Source organism: Kribbella koreensis, from assembly GCF_039525325.1.
Lineage (GTDB): Bacteria > Actinomycetota > Actinomycetes > Propionibacteriales > Kribbellaceae > Kribbella > Kribbella koreensis.
The window spans coordinates 772990-791932 of the sequence record NZ_BAAAHK010000013.1; the positions used below are offsets into that span (position 1 = coordinate 772990).

Annotated in this window: 19 protein-coding genes; 16 read left to right on the plus strand and 3 right to left on the minus strand. The window is 67.7% G+C overall.

The features are described from left to right. Positions 1–3: 3 nt before the first annotated feature. From ABD116_RS28055 to ABD116_RS28120, 14 genes are read left to right on the plus strand one after another with little or no spacing between them, the layout of a single operon-like run. Entirely contained in the window at positions 4–258 is a 255-nt protein-coding gene (locus ABD116_RS28055) for an acyl carrier protein (RefSeq protein WP_343976562.1), read from the plus strand. After that, on the plus strand, positions 258–521 hold the full coding sequence (locus ABD116_RS28060) for an acyl carrier protein (protein ID WP_343976565.1): 264 nt from the start codon (positions 258–260) through the stop codon (positions 519–521). The genes ABD116_RS28055 and ABD116_RS28060 overlap by 1 nt, the downstream gene beginning before the upstream one ends. Further along, entirely contained in the window at positions 514–1542 is a 1029-nt protein-coding gene (locus ABD116_RS28065; RefSeq protein ID WP_343976568.1) for a beta-ketoacyl synthase N-terminal-like domain-containing protein, read from the plus strand. Before ABD116_RS28060 ends, ABD116_RS28065 begins: the two co-directional genes overlap by 8 nt. Further along, complete coding sequence (locus ABD116_RS28070; protein WP_343976571.1) at positions 1539–2066, plus strand: beta-ketoacyl synthase chain length factor; 528 nt, start codon at positions 1539–1541, stop codon at positions 2064–2066. Before ABD116_RS28065 ends, ABD116_RS28070 begins: the two co-directional genes overlap by 4 nt. Then, on the plus strand, positions 2063–3676 hold the full coding sequence (locus ABD116_RS28075; RefSeq protein WP_343976574.1) for a class I adenylate-forming enzyme family protein: 1614 nt from the start codon (positions 2063–2065) through the stop codon (positions 3674–3676). Before ABD116_RS28070 ends, ABD116_RS28075 begins: the two co-directional genes overlap by 4 nt. Beyond that, positions 3673–4932 (plus strand): beta-ketoacyl-[acyl-carrier-protein] synthase family protein, encoded by a 1260-nt coding sequence (locus tag ABD116_RS28080; protein ID WP_343976577.1) that lies wholly within the window; start codon positions 3673–3675, stop codon positions 4930–4932. Before ABD116_RS28075 ends, ABD116_RS28080 begins: the two co-directional genes overlap by 4 nt. Beyond that, the gene (gene hppD / locus ABD116_RS28085; RefSeq protein WP_343976580.1) at positions 4932–6005 is read left to right on the plus strand and encodes a 4-hydroxyphenylpyruvate dioxygenase; all 1074 of its coding nucleotides are present in this window, start codon (positions 4932–4934) and stop codon (positions 6003–6005) included. The genes ABD116_RS28080 and hppD overlap by 1 nt, the downstream gene beginning before the upstream one ends. Next, positions 6002–6943, plus strand: a complete 942-nt coding sequence (locus ABD116_RS28090) for a phytanoyl-CoA dioxygenase family protein (protein WP_343976583.1) — start codon at positions 6002–6004, stop codon at positions 6941–6943. Before hppD ends, ABD116_RS28090 begins: the two co-directional genes overlap by 4 nt. 14 nt (positions 6944–6957) lie before the next feature. After that, entirely contained in the window at positions 6958–7758 is an 801-nt protein-coding gene (locus ABD116_RS28095) for a DUF3050 domain-containing protein (protein ID WP_343976586.1), read from the plus strand. A 6-nt stretch (positions 7759–7764) separates the two neighbouring features. Then, entirely contained in the window at positions 7765–8715 is a 951-nt protein-coding gene (locus ABD116_RS28100) for a thiamine pyrophosphate-dependent dehydrogenase E1 component subunit alpha (RefSeq protein WP_343976588.1), read from the plus strand. After that, positions 8715–9692 carry an alpha-ketoacid dehydrogenase subunit beta gene (locus ABD116_RS28105; protein ID WP_343976591.1) on the plus strand — a complete coding sequence of 326 codons (978 nt, stop codon included), beginning with the start codon at positions 8715–8717 and terminating at the stop codon, positions 9690–9692. The genes ABD116_RS28100 and ABD116_RS28105 overlap by 1 nt, the downstream gene beginning before the upstream one ends. Beyond that, positions 9689–11035 (plus strand): hypothetical protein, encoded by a 1347-nt coding sequence (locus ABD116_RS28110; protein WP_343976594.1) that lies wholly within the window; start codon positions 9689–9691, stop codon positions 11033–11035. The genes ABD116_RS28105 and ABD116_RS28110 overlap by 4 nt, the downstream gene beginning before the upstream one ends. Continuing rightward, positions 11035–12408 (plus strand): hypothetical protein, encoded by a 1374-nt coding sequence (locus ABD116_RS28115; RefSeq protein ID WP_343976597.1) that lies wholly within the window; start codon positions 11035–11037, stop codon positions 12406–12408. The genes ABD116_RS28110 and ABD116_RS28115 overlap by 1 nt, the downstream gene beginning before the upstream one ends. Further along, complete coding sequence (locus tag ABD116_RS28120; protein WP_343976600.1) at positions 12405–13769, plus strand: hypothetical protein; 1365 nt, start codon at positions 12405–12407, stop codon at positions 13767–13769. Before ABD116_RS28115 ends, ABD116_RS28120 begins: the two co-directional genes overlap by 4 nt. Positions 13770–13771: 2 nt before the next feature. Here ABD116_RS28120 and ABD116_RS28125 read toward each other — a convergent pair whose 3' ends face one another. Further along, a complete protein-coding gene (locus ABD116_RS28125; protein ID WP_343976603.1) occupies positions 13772–14872 on the minus strand; it encodes a methyltransferase in 1101 nt (366 codons plus the stop codon). Then, on the minus strand, positions 14869–16080 hold the full coding sequence (locus ABD116_RS28130; protein ID WP_343976606.1) for an MFS transporter: 1212 nt from the start codon (positions 16078–16080) through the stop codon (positions 14869–14871). Before ABD116_RS28130 ends, ABD116_RS28125 begins: the two co-directional genes overlap by 4 nt. A gap of 179 nt (positions 16081–16259) precedes the next feature. Here ABD116_RS28130 and ABD116_RS28135 point away from each other — a divergent pair, with 179 nt between their 5' ends. Then, positions 16260–17510 carry a cytochrome P450 gene (locus tag ABD116_RS28135; RefSeq protein WP_343976609.1) on the plus strand — a complete coding sequence of 417 codons (1251 nt, stop codon included), beginning with the start codon at positions 16260–16262 and terminating at the stop codon, positions 17508–17510. On the opposite strand, the gene ABD116_RS28140 is transcribed toward ABD116_RS28135, so the two are convergent. Beyond that, entirely contained in the window at positions 17476–18177 is a 702-nt protein-coding gene (locus ABD116_RS28140) for an SDR family oxidoreductase (RefSeq protein WP_343976612.1), read from the minus strand. The genes ABD116_RS28135 and ABD116_RS28140 overlap by 35 nt on opposite strands. A 239-nt stretch (positions 18178–18416) precedes the next feature. On the opposite strand from ABD116_RS28140, the gene ABD116_RS28145 reads away from it, so the two are divergent. Further along, positions 18417–18923 carry a CatB-related O-acetyltransferase gene (locus tag ABD116_RS28145; RefSeq protein WP_343976615.1) on the plus strand — a complete coding sequence of 169 codons (507 nt, stop codon included), beginning with the start codon at positions 18417–18419 and terminating at the stop codon, positions 18921–18923. Positions 18924–18943: the final 20 nt, after the last annotated feature.

Sequence of the window (18943 nt, forward strand, 5' to 3'; positions counted from 1 at the left end):
CCGATGAGGGAAGAGGTTCGCGAGTTCGTCCTCGCGCAGCTGCAGGACATGAACTACGACGTCGAGGGCATCGACGACGAGACGACGCTCGGCCCGGCCGGCGTCGACCTGGAGTCGCTCGCGCTGGCCGACCTGTCGGTCCGGGTCGAGGACAAGTTCGGCGTCCGGTTCTCCGACGACGAGTCCGAGGAGCTGGCCCTGATGACCGTCGGCGAGTTCACCACCGCGGTGGCCGGCCGGGTAGCGCAGCAGGTCTGATGAGCAGCATCCCCCAGCCCTCGGCCCAACCGTCCGCACTGCCCCCGCCCGGCAGGGCCGAGATCGTCGACTGGCTGGCCGCGCTGGGTGATCGCCAACCCGGCGAGGTCCGGGAACGGATCGACTCGATGGAGCTCGCCTGGCTCGTGCATCAGGTCGAGCAGCGGTACGGGCTGGAGCTGGACGACGACCAGCTGGACCGGATCAAGACCATCGACGACGCCGTCACCGTGCTCGCGGAAGCGCTGAAGAGCCATGTCTGATCAGGTCTCCGTCACGGGCTTCTCCGTCCTGAGCGCGCTCGGCCGTGGTGCCGAGGCGCAACTGGCGGCGGCCCTCCCCGGCGCGGCCGCTTTCGGTGAGGTACGCCGGTTCGACACCTCGAACCGGCGAGTGACCCGGGCGGCGACGGCTGTCGACGTCCGGTCGCTGGAGGAAGAACTGCTCGACGCGGTCATCGACGCGTGCGCCGACGCGGGCCTGACCGCGGCCCAGCGGGCGACGACACCGTTGTTCCTCGCGGTCCACGGTCGTGCCGGCGTCCGTGGGCTGGCGACCAGGGCCGCGAAGATCTACACCAGCGCATGCGTCTCAGCCAGTACTGCGGTCGCTGACGCTGCCGCGCTGATCCGCTACGGCTATGCGGAGCGGATCGTCGTGGCGGCCGGCTACCTGGTCGAGCCGGACCAGTTCGCTCTGTTCGACGCGGGCCGGGCCTTGTCGGACGACAGCACCGTACGACCGTTCAGCCTCGACCGCAGAGGACTCCTGCTCGGCGATGCCGTCGTCGCCGTCGTCCTGCAAAGGGGAGAAGGCAAGGCGGAGATCGCGGGTTGGGGACGAGCCGGCGACGCGCATCACCCGTGTCAGCCTGCGCCGGATGGTCAGGGGCTGGCGGCGGCGATCGAGGCTGCGTTGCGGAAGGCGGACCTGCCGTCGGACGTCGTCGGTTACATCAACGCGAACGCCACCGGGACGATCTTCAGCGACGCGTCGGAGGCAGCTGCGATCCGGACGGTGTTCCCGACCGATGTGCCGGTCAGCTCGACGAAGTCGGTGCATGGGCATGCGCTGGAGGCGTCGGGGTTGCTCGAGCTGGTGATGACGATGCTGGCGCTACGGGCCGGGAAGCTTCCCGTCAATGCAGGGTTCACGACTGCGGATCCGATGTGCCCCCTCGACCTGATCGTCGATGCGCCGCGGCCCGCGACCGCGCAGTACGGGCTGACCTTGAATGCTGCCTTCGGCGGCGCCAACACGGCTTTGCTGGTGCGTGCGGGATGAGCCACGCGGTCGAAATCCCCGAACTCCGTGTGATCACGGACAGTCACTGGCCGCAGCCGGGCGACGACGCGCTGGCAGGCCCGCCGGTACTGCCCGGCTTCATCGGGTCGACGTTCAGCCCGTTGGTCGCCGTCGTCGCCGATCGGTGCCTGCAGTCCCTGTACGGCGAAGTCCCCGCGAAACAAGGGGAAAAGGTCGGCATCGTGCTGGTCAGCAGGACGGGGGACCGGGCCTCGGCCGAGCAGGTCCGGCAACTCGTTGCTGATGGCAAGCGAGTCGGGCCGTTGTACTTCTTCCAATCCGTCCCGAACAGCGTGGCCGGGTACGTCGCGGCGCGCTGGGGACTGCATGGGCCGGTCGTCTGTCTGAGCCCGGCCGGTGATGCGCGGCAGGCCGGATTCGACCAGGCCGCGTTGCTGATCGCTGACGGGGACGCGGACCAGGTGCTGGTCGTGCTGGTCGAACAAGGAAGTCAGGGCGACACCGCCGTCGCCCTGCTGGTGAGCGGGGGAGAACCTTCATGAAGAGTCTGAGAGCTGCACTCGCCGCGGATCCGGCCATCGGAGCCGGCAACGTGCTGGCGACGGTGATCGCGCATGGTGCCGATCTGAACGGGCCGGGGCTGACGTTCGACACGGCGGTCGACGACTTCCCGGCCGAGCATCCGCTGACGCTCGGGGAGCTCGACGCGCGGGTGCAGGCGCGTACTGCGTGGTTGCACGGGCGCGGGATCGGTCGGCGGGACGTCGTCGCGATCTGGGCGACCGAGGCGGCCGACATCGTGCTGAGTTTCCTCGCATTGACCCGGATCGGGGCGATTCCCGCGTTGCTGAACGGCAAGATGGCGCCTGCGATCGCTGAGGAGTACATCCGGCGGCTGCGGGTGACCGGGGTGCTGGTCGACGAGGCGCACAGTGGGTTGTTGCAGGAGGCGCCGATCCTCGGGGCGCCGCGCGACTTGGGCACTGGAGATCCGGCGCTGGCGCCGGCGGCGTACCGGCATCATCAGGACGATCCGGTGGTGATCACGCACACGTCGGGGACGACCGGGGTGCCGAAGGCTGTGCTGCACAGCCACAAGACTCTGTACGCCGCGTTGAAGCACCTGCTGACGATGCCGCAGTCGCAGGGGACCGACCGGATTCTGAACGCGCTGCCGATCCCGCACACGGCGACGATCCTGATGGTCAATCAGGTGCTGGGGAACCGGGCCGAGATGTTGCTGCTGTCGACTCAGGACGCGTCGACGGTGCTGGCACAGATCGAGCGGTGGAAGCCGCACGGTGTGTATGGGTTTGCGGTCACCTGGGCGGGGCTGGCCCGGGAGGATTTGAGTAAGCACGATCTGGACTCGGTGCGGATGTGGTTCAACACGGGTGACTGTGCGCATGAGCCGCACATCCGCAAACTCGTTGCCGTCGGCACCCGGGAGACGGTGACGCGGGAAGGGCGGGTGACGGTCCGCGGCTCGCACTTCGTCGATGGGCTGGGATCCAGCGAGATGGGGCACAACGGGTTCCACATCACGCACACGATCGACAGCGATCACTACGGGCGATGCATCGGCAAGCCGTATCAGTTCGCGTCGGCGACTGTCCTCGACTCCACCGGCGAAGAGCTTCCGCCGGGCAAGGTCGGGTTGCTCGGCTTCCGGTCGCCGACTGTCTCGCCCGGCTACTGGAACGACTCGGTCAACACCTACAAGTTCCGGCTCAACGGCTGGTTCCTGACGGGTGACTTGGTCTACCGCGACGAGACCGGGCACTACTTCCACCTCGACCGGGTGCCCGACGCGGTCGCCGGCTTCGACGGTCCACAGCTCTACACGTCGATGTCGGAGGAACGCATCCTCGCCGCGTTGCCGGAGATCCAGGACTGCACGGTGATCATCGTCCAGGAGAACGGCCAGTTCCTCACCGACGTACTGCTCGAGGTCCCGGCTGATGCCGACCCGATCAAGGAACGCGACGAACGCATCCTCGCCGCGGTAGGCGAAGAGGTGGCGAGCACGATCCGCCGCATCCACGTGGTCGGTGAAGACGAAGTCCCGGTCACCGTCACCGGCAAGGTCCGCAAGGTCGCCCTCCGCACTGAGCGCCTAGCAGAGCAGAGTGTTGTGGGAGCCGGCCGATGAACGCCGTCACGATCACCGGCATGGGGCTGGTGACGCCTGTGGGGCGGGGTGTCGACGATGTGTTCGGCGCCTTGCTGCATGGGCGGTCGGGGATCAGCCGGCCGCCGGCGGGGCATCCGGTGGCTGACTCCGTTGAGTTGGCGGGGTTCTTGCCGGAGTTCGATGCGGGAGCCATTGCCGGCGGGCCGGACGGGAAGGTGATGGATCGGACCGTCATCTTGGCGCAGCTGACTGCTGAGGAGGCGTTGGCTGATGCAGGGCTGGTGGTTGGAGAGAACATCGAGCCGGAGCGGATCGGCATCATCATCGGCGGGGTCGGTGGGATGGCGACGCTGGAGAAGCAGGTGCTGGCGAGGGCCGAGCGCGGACGGGCTGCGGTCAGTCCATATCTGCTGACGGGGATTCTGCCGAACATGCCGGCCGCCCGGGCAGCGATCCGGTTCGGCATCCGCGGCTACACCTCTTCAGTCGGTACGGCCTGTGCCTCCGGCGCTCAGGCGATCGCCGACGGAGTGCGCCTGATCCGCAGCGGTGAGCTGGACGTGGTGATCTGCGGGGCCAGCGAGGCGCCGTTGTTCCCGACGTTCGCGGAGACCTTTGCCAATGCCCGGGCGCTGGCACGCGGGTGGGACGACCCGACCGAAGCCAGCCGGCCGTTCGACCCGCGCAGGAACGGGTTCGTGCTGTCGGAAGGGGCAGCGCTGCTGGTACTGGAGAGCGCCGAGCACGCCGACAAGCGCGGTGCGCGTGGATACGCCGACGTCGCGGGGTACGGCGTGAACGCCGACGCCCACCACCCGACGGCGCCGCGTCCGGACGGTACCGGCGCAGCCGCTTGTATGCGACTGGCGTTTGCCAGCGGTCACATCACCCCGGATCGAGTCGGCTACGTCAACGCCCACGGCACCAGCACGAAGCTCGGTGACGTCGCCGAGTCGACGGCGATCGGCCTTGCTTTCAAGGGATCCAGCCCGGCCGTGAGCTCCACCAAGGCGCTCACCGGCCACATGCTCGGTACTTCGGGAGTCGTCGAGGCCGCCGCCAGCGCGCTGGCGGTCAGCACCGGACTGCTGCCCCCGACGTACAACCTCGATGACCCCGATCCGGCCTGCCCGCTGGATCACGTGCGCAAGGAGCCGCGCGAGGCGCGTCCGGAGTACGCGCTGTCGAACTCGTTCGGGTTCGGCGGCCAGAACGTCAGCCTGCTGTTCGGACCTCCGAGCACAGAGATCAAGAGTGAGGGGAAGGCCTGGTGATGGAGATCTACGGGATCGACCACGTGGAGATGTACGTGGGCGACGCCAAGCAGGCGGCGTTCTACCTGGCGCACGCCTTCGGCCTGCAGGTGCACGGTCAGGGCGGACCGGAGACGGGTCTGGCCGGCCAGCGCTCGCTGCTGCTGCGGGAGAGCGCCGTACAGATCGTGTTGACCTCGGGGCTGGCCGCCACCCACCCCGCGGCCGAATACGTCCAGCGGCACGGTGACGGCGTCGCCGTGGTGGGCATCGAGGTCGACAACGCCTCGGTCGCCTACACCGAGCTGCTGAACCGCGGCGCCGTCTCGGTGAGCGAGCCGTCGACGTTCACCGACGAGCACGAGACCACGGTCGTGATCGCGGAGGTGGCCGGGTTCGGCGACGTGATCCACCGGCTGGTCGAGCGGCACGGGCCGCGGCGGGAGTTCCTGCCCGGCGCGTTCACGATCACCGAGCCGTCGAAGGGCCCGGACGAGAAGCTGTTCAGCGAGATCGACCACCTGGCGATCTGCGTGCCGTCGGGCGAGCTGAAGTCGACCGTCGAGTTCTACCAGAACGTCTTCGGCTTCGTGCCGATCTTCGACGAGTACATCGAGGTGGCCGGCCAGGGGATGGAGTCGACCGTCGTCCAGAGCCCGTCGAAGCACGTGACGTTCACGCTGATCGAGCCCGACCCGAACCGCCGGCCGGGGCAGATCAACGACTTCCTCACCTGGCACGCGGGCGCCGGCGTCCAGCACATCGCCTTGCGGACCAGCGACATCGTCGAGGCGGTCGGCACGCTGAAGGAGCGCGGGGTCAACTTCCTCGCCTCGCCGTCGGCGTACTACAAGGCGCTGCCGGACCGGGTCGGCGAGGTCGAGACGCCGATCGCGGACCTGGAGGAGCTCGGCATCCTGGTCGACAAGGACCACTGGGGCCAGCTGCTGCAGATCTTCACCGAGTCGATGCACATCCGCCGGACCCTGTTCCTGGAGATCATCGAGCGGCGCGGCGCGATGACGTTCGGCAGCGGCAACATCAAGGCCCTGTACGAAGCCAAGGAGCGCGAGCTGCAGGGGGTCGAGGTATGACCACTTTTGATACGAGCCCCACCCCACCGCCCCGCGCGCTCGAGTTCACCTTGTCAGCAGAAGAGATCGACCTGCTCCCGTCGGACGACGATGTCGCGTTCTACCAAGAACATGGCTGGTACCTGTCCAAGAAGCTGCTCACCGACGCCGAGACCGACGAGCTGGTCGACGCCAGTGAGCGGTACTACGCCGGCGAACGTGACCGCAACCTCCCCGTCGCGCCGCCCAAGCTCGCCTACTGGGACCCGTCCAAGGGCGACGTCCAGCGCCACAACGACTACGTGCACTACGAACACGACGGCCTCGCCAAGATCCTCGGCAAGCCGTTGATCGGCGCGGTCGCGGCCAGGCTGGCGCAGGTCGACGAGATCCGGATCTTCCAGTCCACGCTGATCTACAAGCCGCCGATCGAGGGCGAGCCGTCGAACATCGTGCCCTGGCACTTCGACAAGCACTACTGGTCGTCCTCGTCGTCGGACCGGATGCTGACCGCGTTCATCCCGTTCCACGACTGCCCGCCCGAGATGGGCACGATCACGATGGTCGACGGCTCGCACCGGTGGAAGGAGATCGGCAGCGACGACACCGTCGTGCGGCACTTCGCCGACCGGGACAAGTCGCAGCTCGACCAGATGCTGATCGAGAACGCGCAGTACAACGGCGTCGAGGTGGTCAAGCTGCCGATCACCATCCCGCGCGGCCACATGAACTTCCACCACTGCCGGACGTACCACGGCAGCGGTGCGAACGTCAGCGACCGCCCCCGCCGGGCGATCTCGCTGCACCTGCAGGACGGCGGCAACTCCTACCGGGAGTTCCCGCTCTCCGACGGCACCCTCGCGGCGTACAACCACGACGCGCTGGTCCGCCGGACCCCGGACGGCAGGCCCGACTACGCCGACCCGGACTTCTGCCCGACGCTCTGGGCCGACCGCTAACCAAGGAGAAGGACATGTCACGTTACGACTGGGGTCAGACCCACCCCGGCATCGAGCAGCTGGAGAAGGCCGTCTCCGAGGCCCGCGACAAGGTCGTCCAGCACCCGCTCTACGCCAACCTGGACACGCACGAGTCCCTCGTCACGTTCATGGAGCACCACGTCTTCGCCGTCTGGGACTTCATGTCGCTGCTCAAGTCGCTGCAGCGCGAGCTCACCTGCGTGACGGTGCCGTGGATCCCGACCGAGCACCGCAGCAGCCGCCGGCTGATCAACGACATCGTGATGGTCGAGGAGAGCGACGAGCTGGGTGGCGACGACGGCAAGCCGGCGTTCATCAGCCACTTCGAGCTGTACGTCGACGGGATGCACGAGGCCGGCGCCGACACGAGTGCGATCGACAAGCTGATCGGCCTGCTCCGCGACGGCAACCCGGTGGTCGAGTCGCTGGCCGCGGCCGGCGTACCGCAGGCTTCGATCGACTTCGCCGGTACCACCTGGACGATCATCGAGAGCGCGCCGGTGCACTGCCAGGCGGCCGCCTTCGCGTTCGGCCGGGAGGACCTGATCCCGGACATGTTCACCCAGGTCGTCGCGGTGAACGAGCGGTCGAAGAAGCTGAACACCTTCGTCGACTACCTGGAGCGGCACATCGAGGTGGACGGCGAGTTCCACACCCCGATGGCGATGCAGATGGTCGCCGACCTGTGCGGCGACGACCAGGACAAGTGGGACGCCTGCGCGGACACCATCAACACCGCGCTCGCCGCCCGCGCCCGCCTGTGGGACGCCATCCTCGCCGCGATCAAGGGCTGAATCACGGTGACCACCATCGATCTCTACCGGACCGTGCGGCTGATCCGCCGCTTCGAGGAGCGTGCGATCGAGTTCGTCCGGTCCGGCGAGATCGTCGGCGGTATCCACCCGTACGTCGGTCAGGAGGCGATCGCCGCCGGGGTGTGCGCCGCGTTGCGGGCCGACGACCTGATCACCAGCACGCATCGCGGGCACGGCCACGTGCTGGCGAAGGGGGTGAACCCGGCCCGGATGTTCGCCGAGCTGATGGGCCGGGAGTCGGGGCTGAACAAGGGTCGCGGCGGCTCGATGCATGCGGCCGACTTCAACCTCGGCATCCTCGGGGCCAACGCCATCGTCGGCGCGGCCGGGTCGATCGCGACCGGGGCGGCCTGGGCCCAACGCAGGCTGGGCAAGTCGACCGTCGCGGTCACCTTCTTCGGCGACGGCGCGGTCAACGAGGGGATGTTGCTGGAGGCATTCAATCTGGCGGCGCTGTGGAGTGTGCCGGTGTTGTTCGTGTGCGAGAACAACGGCTATGCGACGACGATGCCTGTGGACTCGGCGGTAGCGGGAAGCATCACGGGCCGGGCGAAGGCTTTCGGTATGCCTGCCTTCACGATCGACGGTCAGGATCCCGAGAAGGTGCTGGCGGCGACGACGGCTGCCGTCGAGCGGGCCCGGGCCGGCAAAGGGCCGACCTTCCTCGAGTGCACGACGTACCGGTTCGACGCGCACCATACGTTCGAGCACCGGGCGCGGCTGAACTACCGCTCTGATGAGGAAGTCGCTGCCGGATGGTCGCGGGATCCGGTGGAGATCCAGGGGGCTCGGCTGTCCGTGGACGACCGGGCGGCCGTCGACACCGAGATCGAGGCGCTGCTCGACGCGGCGGCCGGGATCGCGCTGGGCAGTGCTCATCCCGATCCGGACGCGGCTCTGCAGTATCTCTACGCGTCGCCGGAGGTGTTCAGCTGATGCCCAAACTGTCCTACCTGAAGGCTCTCAACCGCGCGCTGGGCGACGAACTCGAGGCTGACGAACGCGTCTTCGTGCTCGGTGAGGACGTGCGGGTCGCAGCCTCCAACCTGACTGCCGGGTTGTTCGGCCGGTTCGGTGCGGAGCGGGTGATCGACACTCCGTTGTCCGAGCAGGCCTTCACCAACTTCGCGACCGGCGCTGCGCTGGCCGGGCTGCGGCCGGTGATCGAGTTCCAGATCCCGTCGCTGCTCTTCCTGGTCTTCGAGCAGATCGCCAATCAGGCGCACAAGCTGTCGCTGATGTCCGGCGGGCAGTGCAAAGTGCCGGTGACGTACGTCGTACCGGGCTCAGGCTCGCGTACTGGGTGGGCCGGCCAGCATTCCGACCATCCCTACAGCCTGTTCGCGCATGTCGGGGTGAAGACCGTGGTGCCGGCGACTCCGTCGGATGCTTATGGGCTGCTGTTGTCGGCGATCCGTGACGACGATCCGGTCGTGGTGTTCGCGCCGTCGGGAGCACTCGGCTTCCGCGACGATGTCGACTTCTCGACCTTGGCACCGGTGCCGCTCGGGGTCGGGCGGATCGCGCGGCCGGGGTCGGATGTAACGGTGGTTGCCCTCGGCCACCTGGTGCAGGACGCGTTGGCGGTGGCCGACGAGTTGGCCGGTGAGGCGTCGATCGAGGTGTTCGATCCGCGGACGGTCTACCCGCTGGACGTTTCGGGGCTGGTCGCGTCGGTCGCGCGGACCGGGCGACTGGTGGTTGTCGACGACTCCAATCGGACCAGCGGGTTCGGGGCGGAAGTACTGGCTGTGGCCGCTGAGCGTTGCTCGCTCGTGGCGCCGCCCAGACGGGTGACGCGGCCGGATGGGGCTGTGCTGCCGTTCGCGCCGGCCCTCGATCGGGCGGTACAGCCGGGACGGGACGACTTGGTCGCGGCGATCCGCGGCGTACTGGGGAGGAATGCGACGTGACCACTCGACCATCGGCTGCCGAGCTCTGGCCGGTTCTGCCGGAGCCGGTCCGCGAGAAGTTGCTTGCCTACGGCCACAAGTACTGGCAGCAGGTCTACGACGACGTCGCGCTGCAGAACCAGAACTGGATCCCGCTCCGCTCGCCGGTCGCGACCCACGCCGGGTTCGCCGAGATGAACCGGATCACCGCGCGCGTCTCGCAGTTGGTGCTGGACGCCTGCCGGCGGCGGGCCCGGACGGCCGGTGAGCTGCGTCGGGTGTTGGGCGTGCCGGACGACCGGATCCAGTTGCTGGACGACAGCGAGCCGCTGACCGGGCGGCTGATCAACGCGATCCGCTCGGACCTGCTGCTCGAACGCGGGGTGCCGCGGATGGTCGAGTGCAACGTCGAGAGCGCGCTGGGTGGGGTGCTGGATGCCGATGGCGTGATCAAGCGATGGATGGAGGTCTATCGCGACGAGCCGATGTTCACCGCGATGGGCGCCGCCGCGCCGCCGTCGGCGATCGACGGGCGGTTCGACGCGATCCGCGCGGATGTCGGGCCGGGCAAGACGACCGGGATGATCTACGCCGCCGGCGGTGGCTATCCGCGCGCGGACGACGCGGAGTACATGATCAACCGGCTGCGGCCGTTCGCCGATCGGGGCCGCGAGCTGGGTGTCGATCTGATCGTCTACCCGCTCGAGTGGATCGTGCAGGACGCGGACGGCCGGCTGCTGGCGGGGGACCGGCCGCTCGACGCGGTCTGGCGGATGTTCGTGCCGACGTACGACGAAGGGTCCGCCGGGATGGCCGCGCTCAGAGCGGCGAACGCGGCGGGCAGCTTCCGGATGTTCCTGCCGTCCGCGGTCTGGTTGCTGAGCAACAAGACGATCTTCGCCTGGCTGTGGGACGACCTCGGCGAGCTGCCGGCCGAAGATGCCGAGATCGTTCGTGCGCACATCCCGCGGACCTGGCTGTACGGACCCGAGTTGCGGCAGCGCACGCTCGACGAGCGCGAGCGGCTGGTGTTCAAGCCGACCGACGACTACGGCGGTCACGGGGTGTTCATCGGGCCGCTGACCTCGCCGGAGGACTGGCAGGCCGCCGTCGACGGGGCCGAGGGGCCGCATCTCATCCAGGAGCTGATCGAGGCGGATCCGCTGACCATGCAGTTCCTCAAGCCGGAGTCGGGCGAAGTGGTCGAGGCGGACGTCTCGTACTGCGTCTCGACGTACCAGTTCGACCGGGTGCCGTCCGGTGGCTTCACCCGCTTCTCGCCGCCCGGTGCCGGCGGCGTCGTCAACCTGACCCAGGGCGCACTCACCGGCGGCCTGCTACTCGTGAATCTGGAGGAGCAGTGATGGACTTCGACTGGAGCGCGACTTCCTTCGACTACTGGGAGGAGTTGCCGCAGGCAACCAAGGACAAGGTGCTCGCGGCCGGGGCCGAAGACTGGAAGACGGTCGTCAGTGGGGTGCTGACCTTCAACAAGTCGTGGCGTCCGTTGCGGCCGGTGCTGATTCATCGCAAGACGTACGAAGCGCTCGGCGAGGTGATGGATCGGCTGCTTCAGTTGTTGCTGGAGACGGGGCAGCGGCGGGCGCGGACTGCTGGTGAACTGCGCAAGCTGCTCGGTACGCCGGATGGGTTGGTCGGCTATCTGGACGACGAGGAGGAGTTGGGTGAGCACCTGATCCAGTCCGGGCGGCCGGACATCCTGATCAGCGGTGGGGTGCCGAAGTTCGTCGAGTTCAATGTCGGGAGCGAGGCCGGGTGCGTCTGGGACACCGAGCGGGTGTCGACGCGGTTCCTGACGTCGTTCTCCTCGCACGGGCTGACGACGCTCGATGGTGCTTCCGGTCCTGTAGAGGTGCTGGCGCCGCCTTCGCCGGTGGACGGGCGGTACCAGGCGATCATCGACCTCCTCGGGCTCAAGCCGGGCGATCGGTTGACGACCGTACTGCGCACTGAGGGGGAGTACCCGGGTAGTGACAACCTGCCCGCGATCGTGCGATCGCTCGACCCGTACGTCGAACGCGGTAAGGCTCTCGGCATCGATGGGGACGTCGCGCCGCTGATCTGGCTGGAGACCGACTCGGAGGGGTTGCTGGTCAACCAGGGGCGGCGGGTGGATGCGGTGTTCCGCTTGTTCGTCTGCACGGATATGCCCGACGTGCCGGGTGAGGCGGCGCTTCGGGCCGCGGTCGAGTCGGGTCAGACGAAGCTGTTCACGTCGACGGCTGGGTGGTTGCTGGCCAACAAGATCATGCTGACCTATCTCTGGGATGACATCTCGTTGCTGTCGCCTGAGGACCAGGAGCTGGTGCGGCTGCATGTGCCGTGGAGTCGGCTGCTTACCGCTTCGATGCTTGAGGATGCTGTTGCCCAGCGCGCTTCGCTGGTGTTGAAGCCGGCTGACGAGTACGGCGGTGCCGGCGTACTGGTTGGGCACGAGACCGGCCCTGCCGAGTGGCGGGAGGGGCTCGTCGCGGCGGTGCGCGACGGTGGGTTCTTGTTGCAGGACTACGTACGGCCGGATCGGTTGACGATGGATCTCGCTCATGTCGAGACCGGCGAGCAGGTGCAGGTCTCGGTGCCGTACTCGGTGGGGCCGTACACGTTCGGGCGCAAGCCTTATGGGTGCTTCTTGCGGGTGGGGTCGCATGAGCATGGTGAGGTGCTCAACCTGAAGCGGGCGATCCATGTGACCGGGCCGCTGCTGGTGACGACGTGAGCGGTTACGACTGGGCCGGGCGTCCCGGGTTCGATGCTTGGGGCAACTTGTCGGCTGAGGTGCGGGCGGCGGTACTGGCGGCTGGTGCTGAGGGGTGGCAGACGGTCTTCGACGAGGTCGCGACGTACAACGAGACCTGGAAGCCGTTGCGGCCGGTGCTGATGAGCAAGCCTTGGCTGGAAGAGCTCTATGCGTTGAGCGATCGGATGCTGCAGCTGTTGCTGGAGTGTTGCCGGCGGCGGGCCGGCACTGCGGGTGAGCTGCGCAAGTTGTTGGGGATTCCGGATGGGCGGGTCGAGTTTCTGGACGACTCGGAGCCGCTGGGGGATCACCTGGCGATGTCTGGACGGCCGGACATCCTGCTGACGGGCGGGGTGCCGAAGTTCGTCGAGTTCAACGTGGGTAGCGATGTGGGGAGCGTGTGGGACTCCGAGAAGGTGTCCTCGCGTTTCCTGGAGCTCTTCCGTACATCCGGTGTGGCCTCGGTGCTGCCGGTTGAGGCGCCGCCGTCGGCTGTCGACGGGCGGTTCGCGGCGATTCGGTCGACGCTCGGGTTGGAGCCGGGGGCCCGGCTGACGATGGTGTTCCGGACTGACGGGGAGTATCCGGAGTCGCATGATCCGGAGAAGCTGGTCGCGTTGCTGCAGCCGTTTGTGGAGCGTGGCATCGAGAACGGCTTCGACATGGATGTGCAGCCGGTGGACTGGCTGACGCTGGATGCCTCTGGCTCGCTTGTCGGGCGTGGGCGGCGGGTGGAGGCGATTCTGCGGCTGTTCGTGTGTTCGGAGATGCCGCCGACGGTTGGGTTGCAGGCGATCAAGGATGCGCTTCGGGGTGGTACGGCGTCGCTGTTCACGTCGGCTGCTTCGTGGTTGATCAGCAACAAGCTTGTCTTCGCTTGGTTGTGGGAGGACGCTGCTTCGTTGCCAGCGGCTGATGCTGCGCTGGTACGGGCGCACTTGCCGCGGACGCGGATGCTGACGCCTTCGCTGGTGCCGTCGGTGGTTGCCGAGCGGGAGCAGTTGGTGCTGAAGCCGGCTGACGAGTTCGGTGGGTCGGGGGTTGTGGTTGGGCGGGAGGCGTCTGCTGGGGAGTGGCAGGGGCTGGTCGAGCGTGGGGCGGCTGAGGGGCTGCACCTGGTGCAGGACTACTCGCGGCCTGACCGGATGGTGATGGACTTCGTGCATCTGACGAGTGGGGAGCACGAGACGGCCGAGGTGCCGTTCTCGATCGGGCCGTATACGTTCGGGCGTCGCGGGTCCGGGTGCTATGTGCGGATCGGCAGTCAGGGCGAGGGGGAGGTCCTCAACCTCAAGCGCAATGTGCACGTCACCGGGTCGTTGCTGCTTGGCGGTGCCTGATGTCAGACGACGTACTCCAGCACGCGTGGGCCGGCCGTGGGGTGGTGGATCGCCTTACGGCTAAGGCCTGCGGCTGCGGCGACGTCGTCGTACTGCGCAAGGGTGCGCTCTCGGCCATGCCCGAGCACGAGCATCAGCAGATCCATACTGGCGAAGACGGCCGGCGTCGCGTCGGACGCCTCCAGGACGAGAACGGACCCATTGGGCTCGAGCGCCTTGCGGCACTTGGCGAGCGCCTCGACGGCCTGGTCGTCCTCGAAGGAGTGCAGCAGGTACCGCAGTACGAAGGCGTCGGCCCGCGGCAACTCCAACTCGAACAGGTTCCCACCGAGCACCCCGCAGCTCACTCCCGCTTCGACGAACTGTTGTTGTGCCGTGACGATGCTCGCAGGCAACTCCACGAGCGTGCCCCGGAGGTCGGGGAAGGTGGTCAGCAAAGCGATGAGCTGCGCCCCCGTACCACCGCCGACATCAACCACATGCTTGAACCGGCTCCAGTCGAGCACCTCGGCGAGCGCCGGCCCTTCCGCGCGAGCCCGCTCAGCCATCAGCTCGTCATAGGACCCGGCGGCTTCCGGGCTGAGACTCACCTTGTTGCCCGCAGCAACCGGCCCGCCGGCGCGAACCGTCCCGAGCAACTCGAAGAAGGCACGATCCATGTGCCCACCGAACCCCTCCAAATCCAACCACTTCCGAGCCGACCCCGGCGCCCCATCCAGCAACCACCTACCACCCTCACCCAGAGCAAACCGACCCCGACCGCCAGCCTCCACACCAGCGCGTCCGCCCCGACCTACGCCAGCGCCCGGCTCCACGCCAGCGCCTTCGCCTTGACCCACGCCGGGCTGACCAGATGCGCCTTCCTTCCGCTCTTCCTCGTCGCTCGTGGACTCGAAGAGTCCGCGGGCGACGAGATAGCGCATCAGGCGGCCGAGGGCTTCGGGGTCTGCTCCTGCCTTGGAGGCGAGGGCTGTTGCGGTGAGGGGACCATCCGCCAGCAGGTCGGCCAGGCGGAGGGTGGCGGCTACTCGGATGGCCATCGGCATGATCAGGTCGCTCATCGCGGCCAGCTCGGCCGGGCCGGGAGTGGGGCGGTCGGTCATCCTGCTTCTCCTGCGGGTCGGGCGGGTTCTGTGGCCAGGGGTTCTGAGGACGCTCGGCGGTATCTGGCGAGGGGGATCAGGGTCAGGGTCAGGAGGACGGCTCCGCCGACGAGGATGGTGGGCTTGAGGCCGGCGCTGGCTGCTGCGATGCCGGCCAGGGCGCTGCCGATGGGGATGCCGGAGACGGCGACCGCGGCGACGACGCCGAAGACCCGGGTCTGGAGCTCGACCGGGATGCGCTCGTACAGGATCGCGCCGACCACCGGATTCACGCTGGCTATTCCGAACCCGGCGAGGAATGTCACCACCAGGACGACCGCCAGGTTGTCGGTCAACCCCAGCACCAGGATTCTCGGCGCACCTCCGATCGCCGCGCCGATGAAAAAGGAAAGCATCTGCGGAAGCTTCGTCGAGAAGATCGTGAATACCACGTTCCCGGCCAGCGACCCGGCCGCGAAAACGCCGAGGATGATTCCGATCCTGGTCGGCGATCCGAAGACTTCCTGCACCCACAGCGGCAGCAATACCGTACTCGCCGCCTGCTGGAAGAAATTGATCAGGAACAACGTCGCGATCATCCCCAGCAGCAGCTTGTCCGTGCGCAGGAAACTGAATCCACCGCGCAATGCCTTCAGATACGGTTCCTTGGCCGGTGCGACCTCCTCCGGCTCCGGCGCCGGCCGCACCAGTGCCCACACGAGCACCGCCGCCGCCAGGAACGTCCCCGCGTCCAGCCAGATCGTGTGCCGCGCCCCGAGCGTTGCCACCAGGATGCCCGCGAGCGGCGCCCCGATCAGCCCCGCAGTGCGGTTCATCGCCTCATATGCGCTGGTCACACGGATCATCGGGATCCCGGACTCCGCCGTCACCGGTCGCAGCAACACGTGCTTGACCCTGTCCCCGACACCCCGCATCCCGCCGCTCACGGCGATCAGCAGCACCAGCTGCCAGAAGCCGAAGTCAGGTGCCGCGGCGACGATGCTCATCGCCACGGCCGAGCTCAGATCGCACGTGATCGATGTCCGCCGCATCCCGAACCGGTCCGCGATCGGCGCCGCCAGCACGCTCGTCAGCAAATACGGAATCATTTCCGCCGCCGCCACCAGGCCCATCTTCGCGGGACTGCCCGTGGTGATCAGTACCAGCCACGGAATGGCGACCACCGAGAATCGGCTGCCAAAGGCGGAGAACACGTCGGCGGTGAGCAATGCGTAAAGCCCGGCTCGCCGTTTCTGAATCACAGTCTCCCCCATGCTCGTCGCGTCCTCCCCCGAGAATCAGCGTACGGCACGGATTCAATGGGGGTAAGTGTTCCGCAGCAATCGTCAATGCCGCGGAAAGAAGGCAGGCAAGGCGATTTTGGCATGCCGGAATGTTGGGGGAGAAAATGACTTCGGACACAATCTTGCGGGCGCTGGCGTCGGGTGGGACCGACGATCCGTACCCGCTGTACGCCGAACTGCACCGGCTCGGTGAGGCGGTGCCGGTGACGGCGCCCGAGCTGCCGTACGCCGCGGCCGTCTTCGGCTACCGGGCCGTCGACCGGATCCTGCGCGACCCCGCCTTCGAGGTCCACGACGCGTACCGGCTGGAGCCGATGACGCCGGGCTGGCGCGACCACGCGGTGCTCGTGACGCTGATGAACTCGATGATGTTCAGCAACGGCGACCGGCACGGCCGGATGCGCGGGCTGTTCCGCAAGGTGTTCACCCCGCGCCGGGTCCAGGCGATGGAGCCGGACATCATCCGGATCACCGGCGAGCTGCTCGACCGGGTTGCCGAGTTGGGTGCCGATGGCAACGAGGTTGACTACATGGCCGAGTTCGCCTATCTGCTGCCCGCCCGGGTCGTCGGCCGGTTGCTCGGGCTGCCGGACGAGGACATCGCCTGGTTCCGCTCGCAGGTCGACCTGATCAACGACTGGCTCGACTTCCGGCGCAAGGGGTTCGACGTACTGGAGGCGGCGGATGAGGCCGCGATCCGGATCACCGACTACTACCTCGACCTGATCGCGCAGCGGCGGGCTTCGCCCCAGCAGGACTTGATCAGCGACCTGGTCCAGGCGGGCGGGCATGAGGTCACGGATCTGGAGCTGGTGGGCAACCTGCTGGTCCTGTTCAACGCGAGTTTCAGTACGACGATCCATCTGTTCGGCAACGCGCTGCCGCTGCTGCTTGAGCGCCCGGCTGTCCGGAGTACGCCGGAGTCGATGCCGGCGTACGTGGAGGAGGTGCTGCGGTTCGACACTCCCGCGCACGTGTTCATCCGGGTGGCCAGTGCTGACACGGAGCTACTCGGAGTACCGCTGCGGGAGGGGGAGCTGGTCGCAGTACTGACTGGGGCCGCCAACCGGGATCCGCGGCGGTTTGCCGCGCCGGACCGGTTCGATCCGGCGCGGGTGGACAACCAGCCGATCAGCTTCGGGGCGGGCGCGCACTACTGCCTGGGAGCTGCGCTGGCGCGGGCCGAGGCGCAGATCGCGCTGCCGATGGTGCTGGAGCGGTTCCCGCACCTGGCGCTCGGGAGCGCCGCGGTGCGGACCGACCAGCTGATCCTGCGCGGCTACAAGTCGCTGCCGATCACGGTGACCGACCGGGTGCTGGTCACGGCCGGGGGTACTGCTGATGCATCAGAGTGATGTCCTTCAGCTCCGCGTCGTGCGGCGTCTCCAGCACGTTGCGGATGGTCCGGGCCATCGTCTCGGGCTGCACCCACGCGTCCGGCACGTACTCCTTGCCCTCCTGGGCGTGCACCTTGGCCTGCAGCGGCGTCGCCACCCGGCTGGCGAAGATGCTGCTCACCCGGACGCCGGTCTCGAACTCCTCCAGCCGCAGCGTCTCGGCGAAGGCGCGCAGACCGTACTTGCTCATCGCGTAGCCGATCCAGCCGGGCCACGGGTACAGGCCGACGAGGGAGTTGACCAGTACCACGGTGCCGCGCGCTGCTCGGAGCGCGGGCAGGGCGAGGCGGGTCAGCTCGGCCGGGCCGACCAGGTTGACCTCGAGGTGCTCGCGGATCTGGGCGGGGTCGCTGTCGCTGAGCGTGCGGCCCTCGCAGATGCCGGCCGCGTGGACGACTCCTTTGAGCTTCCGCGGGAGCTCGAGGTTGCCCGCGAGGGTGTCGGCTCGGCCGATGTCGCCGACGAGTACTTCGGCGTCGGGGAGTTCGGCGGCGAGCTTGGCCAGGCGCTCTTCGTTGCGTCCGAACAGGACGAGGGCGCGGCCATCGGCGTACAGGGACCTGGCCAGCGTGCTGCCGATGCAGCCGGTGGCGCCGGAGATCAGGATCGGGTCGTTGTCGGCCATGGCCGGACTGTAGACGAAGTCACGACATTTCGGCAGTGTTCGGAAATCACCATCCGGGGAAGTCCGTGAGTGAGGAGCAGCCTGTGCCGAGTGCGCCAGACCCTGATGTCGTCTATCCATTTAATGATCGACGGCGCACTGTTTTTCTGAGACCCCTGATTACGGTCCCCTATGTCCAAATCGGGGAATTCACTTATTACGACGATCCGGACGATGCCGAGGGTTTCGAGCGGAACAATGTGCTGTATCCGTTCGGGCCGGAGAAGCTGATCATCGGCAAGTACTGCCCGATCGCGGCCAAGGCGACGTTCCTGCTGTCGTCGGCCAACCACCCGCTGGTCGGCGTCTCGGCGTACCCGTTCTTCATCTTCGGCGGCGCGTGGGCGGAGCAGACGCTGTCGCCTGCGCTGTCGGCTCCGCGCAAGGGCGACACGGTGGTCGGCAACGACGTCTGGATCGGCTACGCCGCCACGATCATGCCCGGCGTCACCATCGGCGACGGCGCGATCATCGCCACCGGGTCCGTCGTCACCACCGACGTCCCTCCGTACGCCGTAGTCGGCGGCAACCCGGCCCGAGTCCTCAAACACCGCTACTCGCCCGAAGACACCGCCCGTCTCCTCCGAGCCGCCTGGTGGCACTGGCCGGTCGACCTGGTCACCCAACACACCCACGCGATCTTCACCGGCACCCCCACCCAGGTCGAACAGATCGCCCTGGATCACGGCCTAACCACCGACCAGTAGCCCCCGTGTGGGCAGGCTCG

What these genes read in the sequence shown, in the direction of transcription:
- ABD116_RS28055 (WP_343976562.1), top strand. Translation starts at nt 4, where the DNA reads ATGAGGGAAGAGGTTCGCGAGTTCGTCCTCGCGCAGCTGCAGGACATG.
- ABD116_RS28060 (WP_343976565.1), top strand. Translation starts at nt 258, where the DNA reads ATGAGCAGCATCCCCCAGCCCTCGGCCCAACCGTCCGCACTGCCCCCG.
- ABD116_RS28065 (WP_343976568.1), top strand. Translation starts at nt 514, where the DNA reads ATGTCTGATCAGGTCTCCGTCACGGGCTTCTCCGTCCTGAGCGCGCTC.
- ABD116_RS28070 (WP_343976571.1), top strand. Translation starts at nt 1,539, where the DNA reads ATGAGCCACGCGGTCGAAATCCCCGAACTCCGTGTGATCACGGACAGT.
- ABD116_RS28075 (WP_343976574.1), top strand. Translation starts at nt 2,063, where the DNA reads ATGAAGAGTCTGAGAGCTGCACTCGCCGCGGATCCGGCCATCGGAGCC.
- ABD116_RS28080 (WP_343976577.1), top strand. Translation starts at nt 3,673, where the DNA reads ATGAACGCCGTCACGATCACCGGCATGGGGCTGGTGACGCCTGTGGGG.
- hppD (WP_343976580.1), top strand. Translation starts at nt 4,932, where the DNA reads ATGGAGATCTACGGGATCGACCACGTGGAGATGTACGTGGGCGACGCC.
- ABD116_RS28090 (WP_343976583.1), top strand. Translation starts at nt 6,002, where the DNA reads ATGACCACTTTTGATACGAGCCCCACCCCACCGCCCCGCGCGCTCGAG.
- ABD116_RS28095 (WP_343976586.1), top strand. Translation starts at nt 6,958, where the DNA reads ATGTCACGTTACGACTGGGGTCAGACCCACCCCGGCATCGAGCAGCTG.
- ABD116_RS28105 (WP_343976591.1), top strand. Translation starts at nt 8,715, where the DNA reads ATGCCCAAACTGTCCTACCTGAAGGCTCTCAACCGCGCGCTGGGCGAC.
- ABD116_RS28115 (WP_343976597.1), top strand. Translation starts at nt 11,035, where the DNA reads ATGGACTTCGACTGGAGCGCGACTTCCTTCGACTACTGGGAGGAGTTG.
- ABD116_RS28125 (WP_343976603.1), bottom strand. Translation starts at nt 14,872, where the DNA reads ATGACCGACCGCCCCACTCCCGGCCCGGCCGAGCTGGCCGCGATGAGC.
- ABD116_RS28135 (WP_343976609.1), top strand. Translation starts at nt 16,260, where the DNA reads ATGACTTCGGACACAATCTTGCGGGCGCTGGCGTCGGGTGGGACCGAC.
- ABD116_RS28140 (WP_343976612.1), bottom strand. Translation starts at nt 18,177, where the DNA reads ATGGCCGACAACGACCCGATCCTGATCTCCGGCGCCACCGGCTGCATC.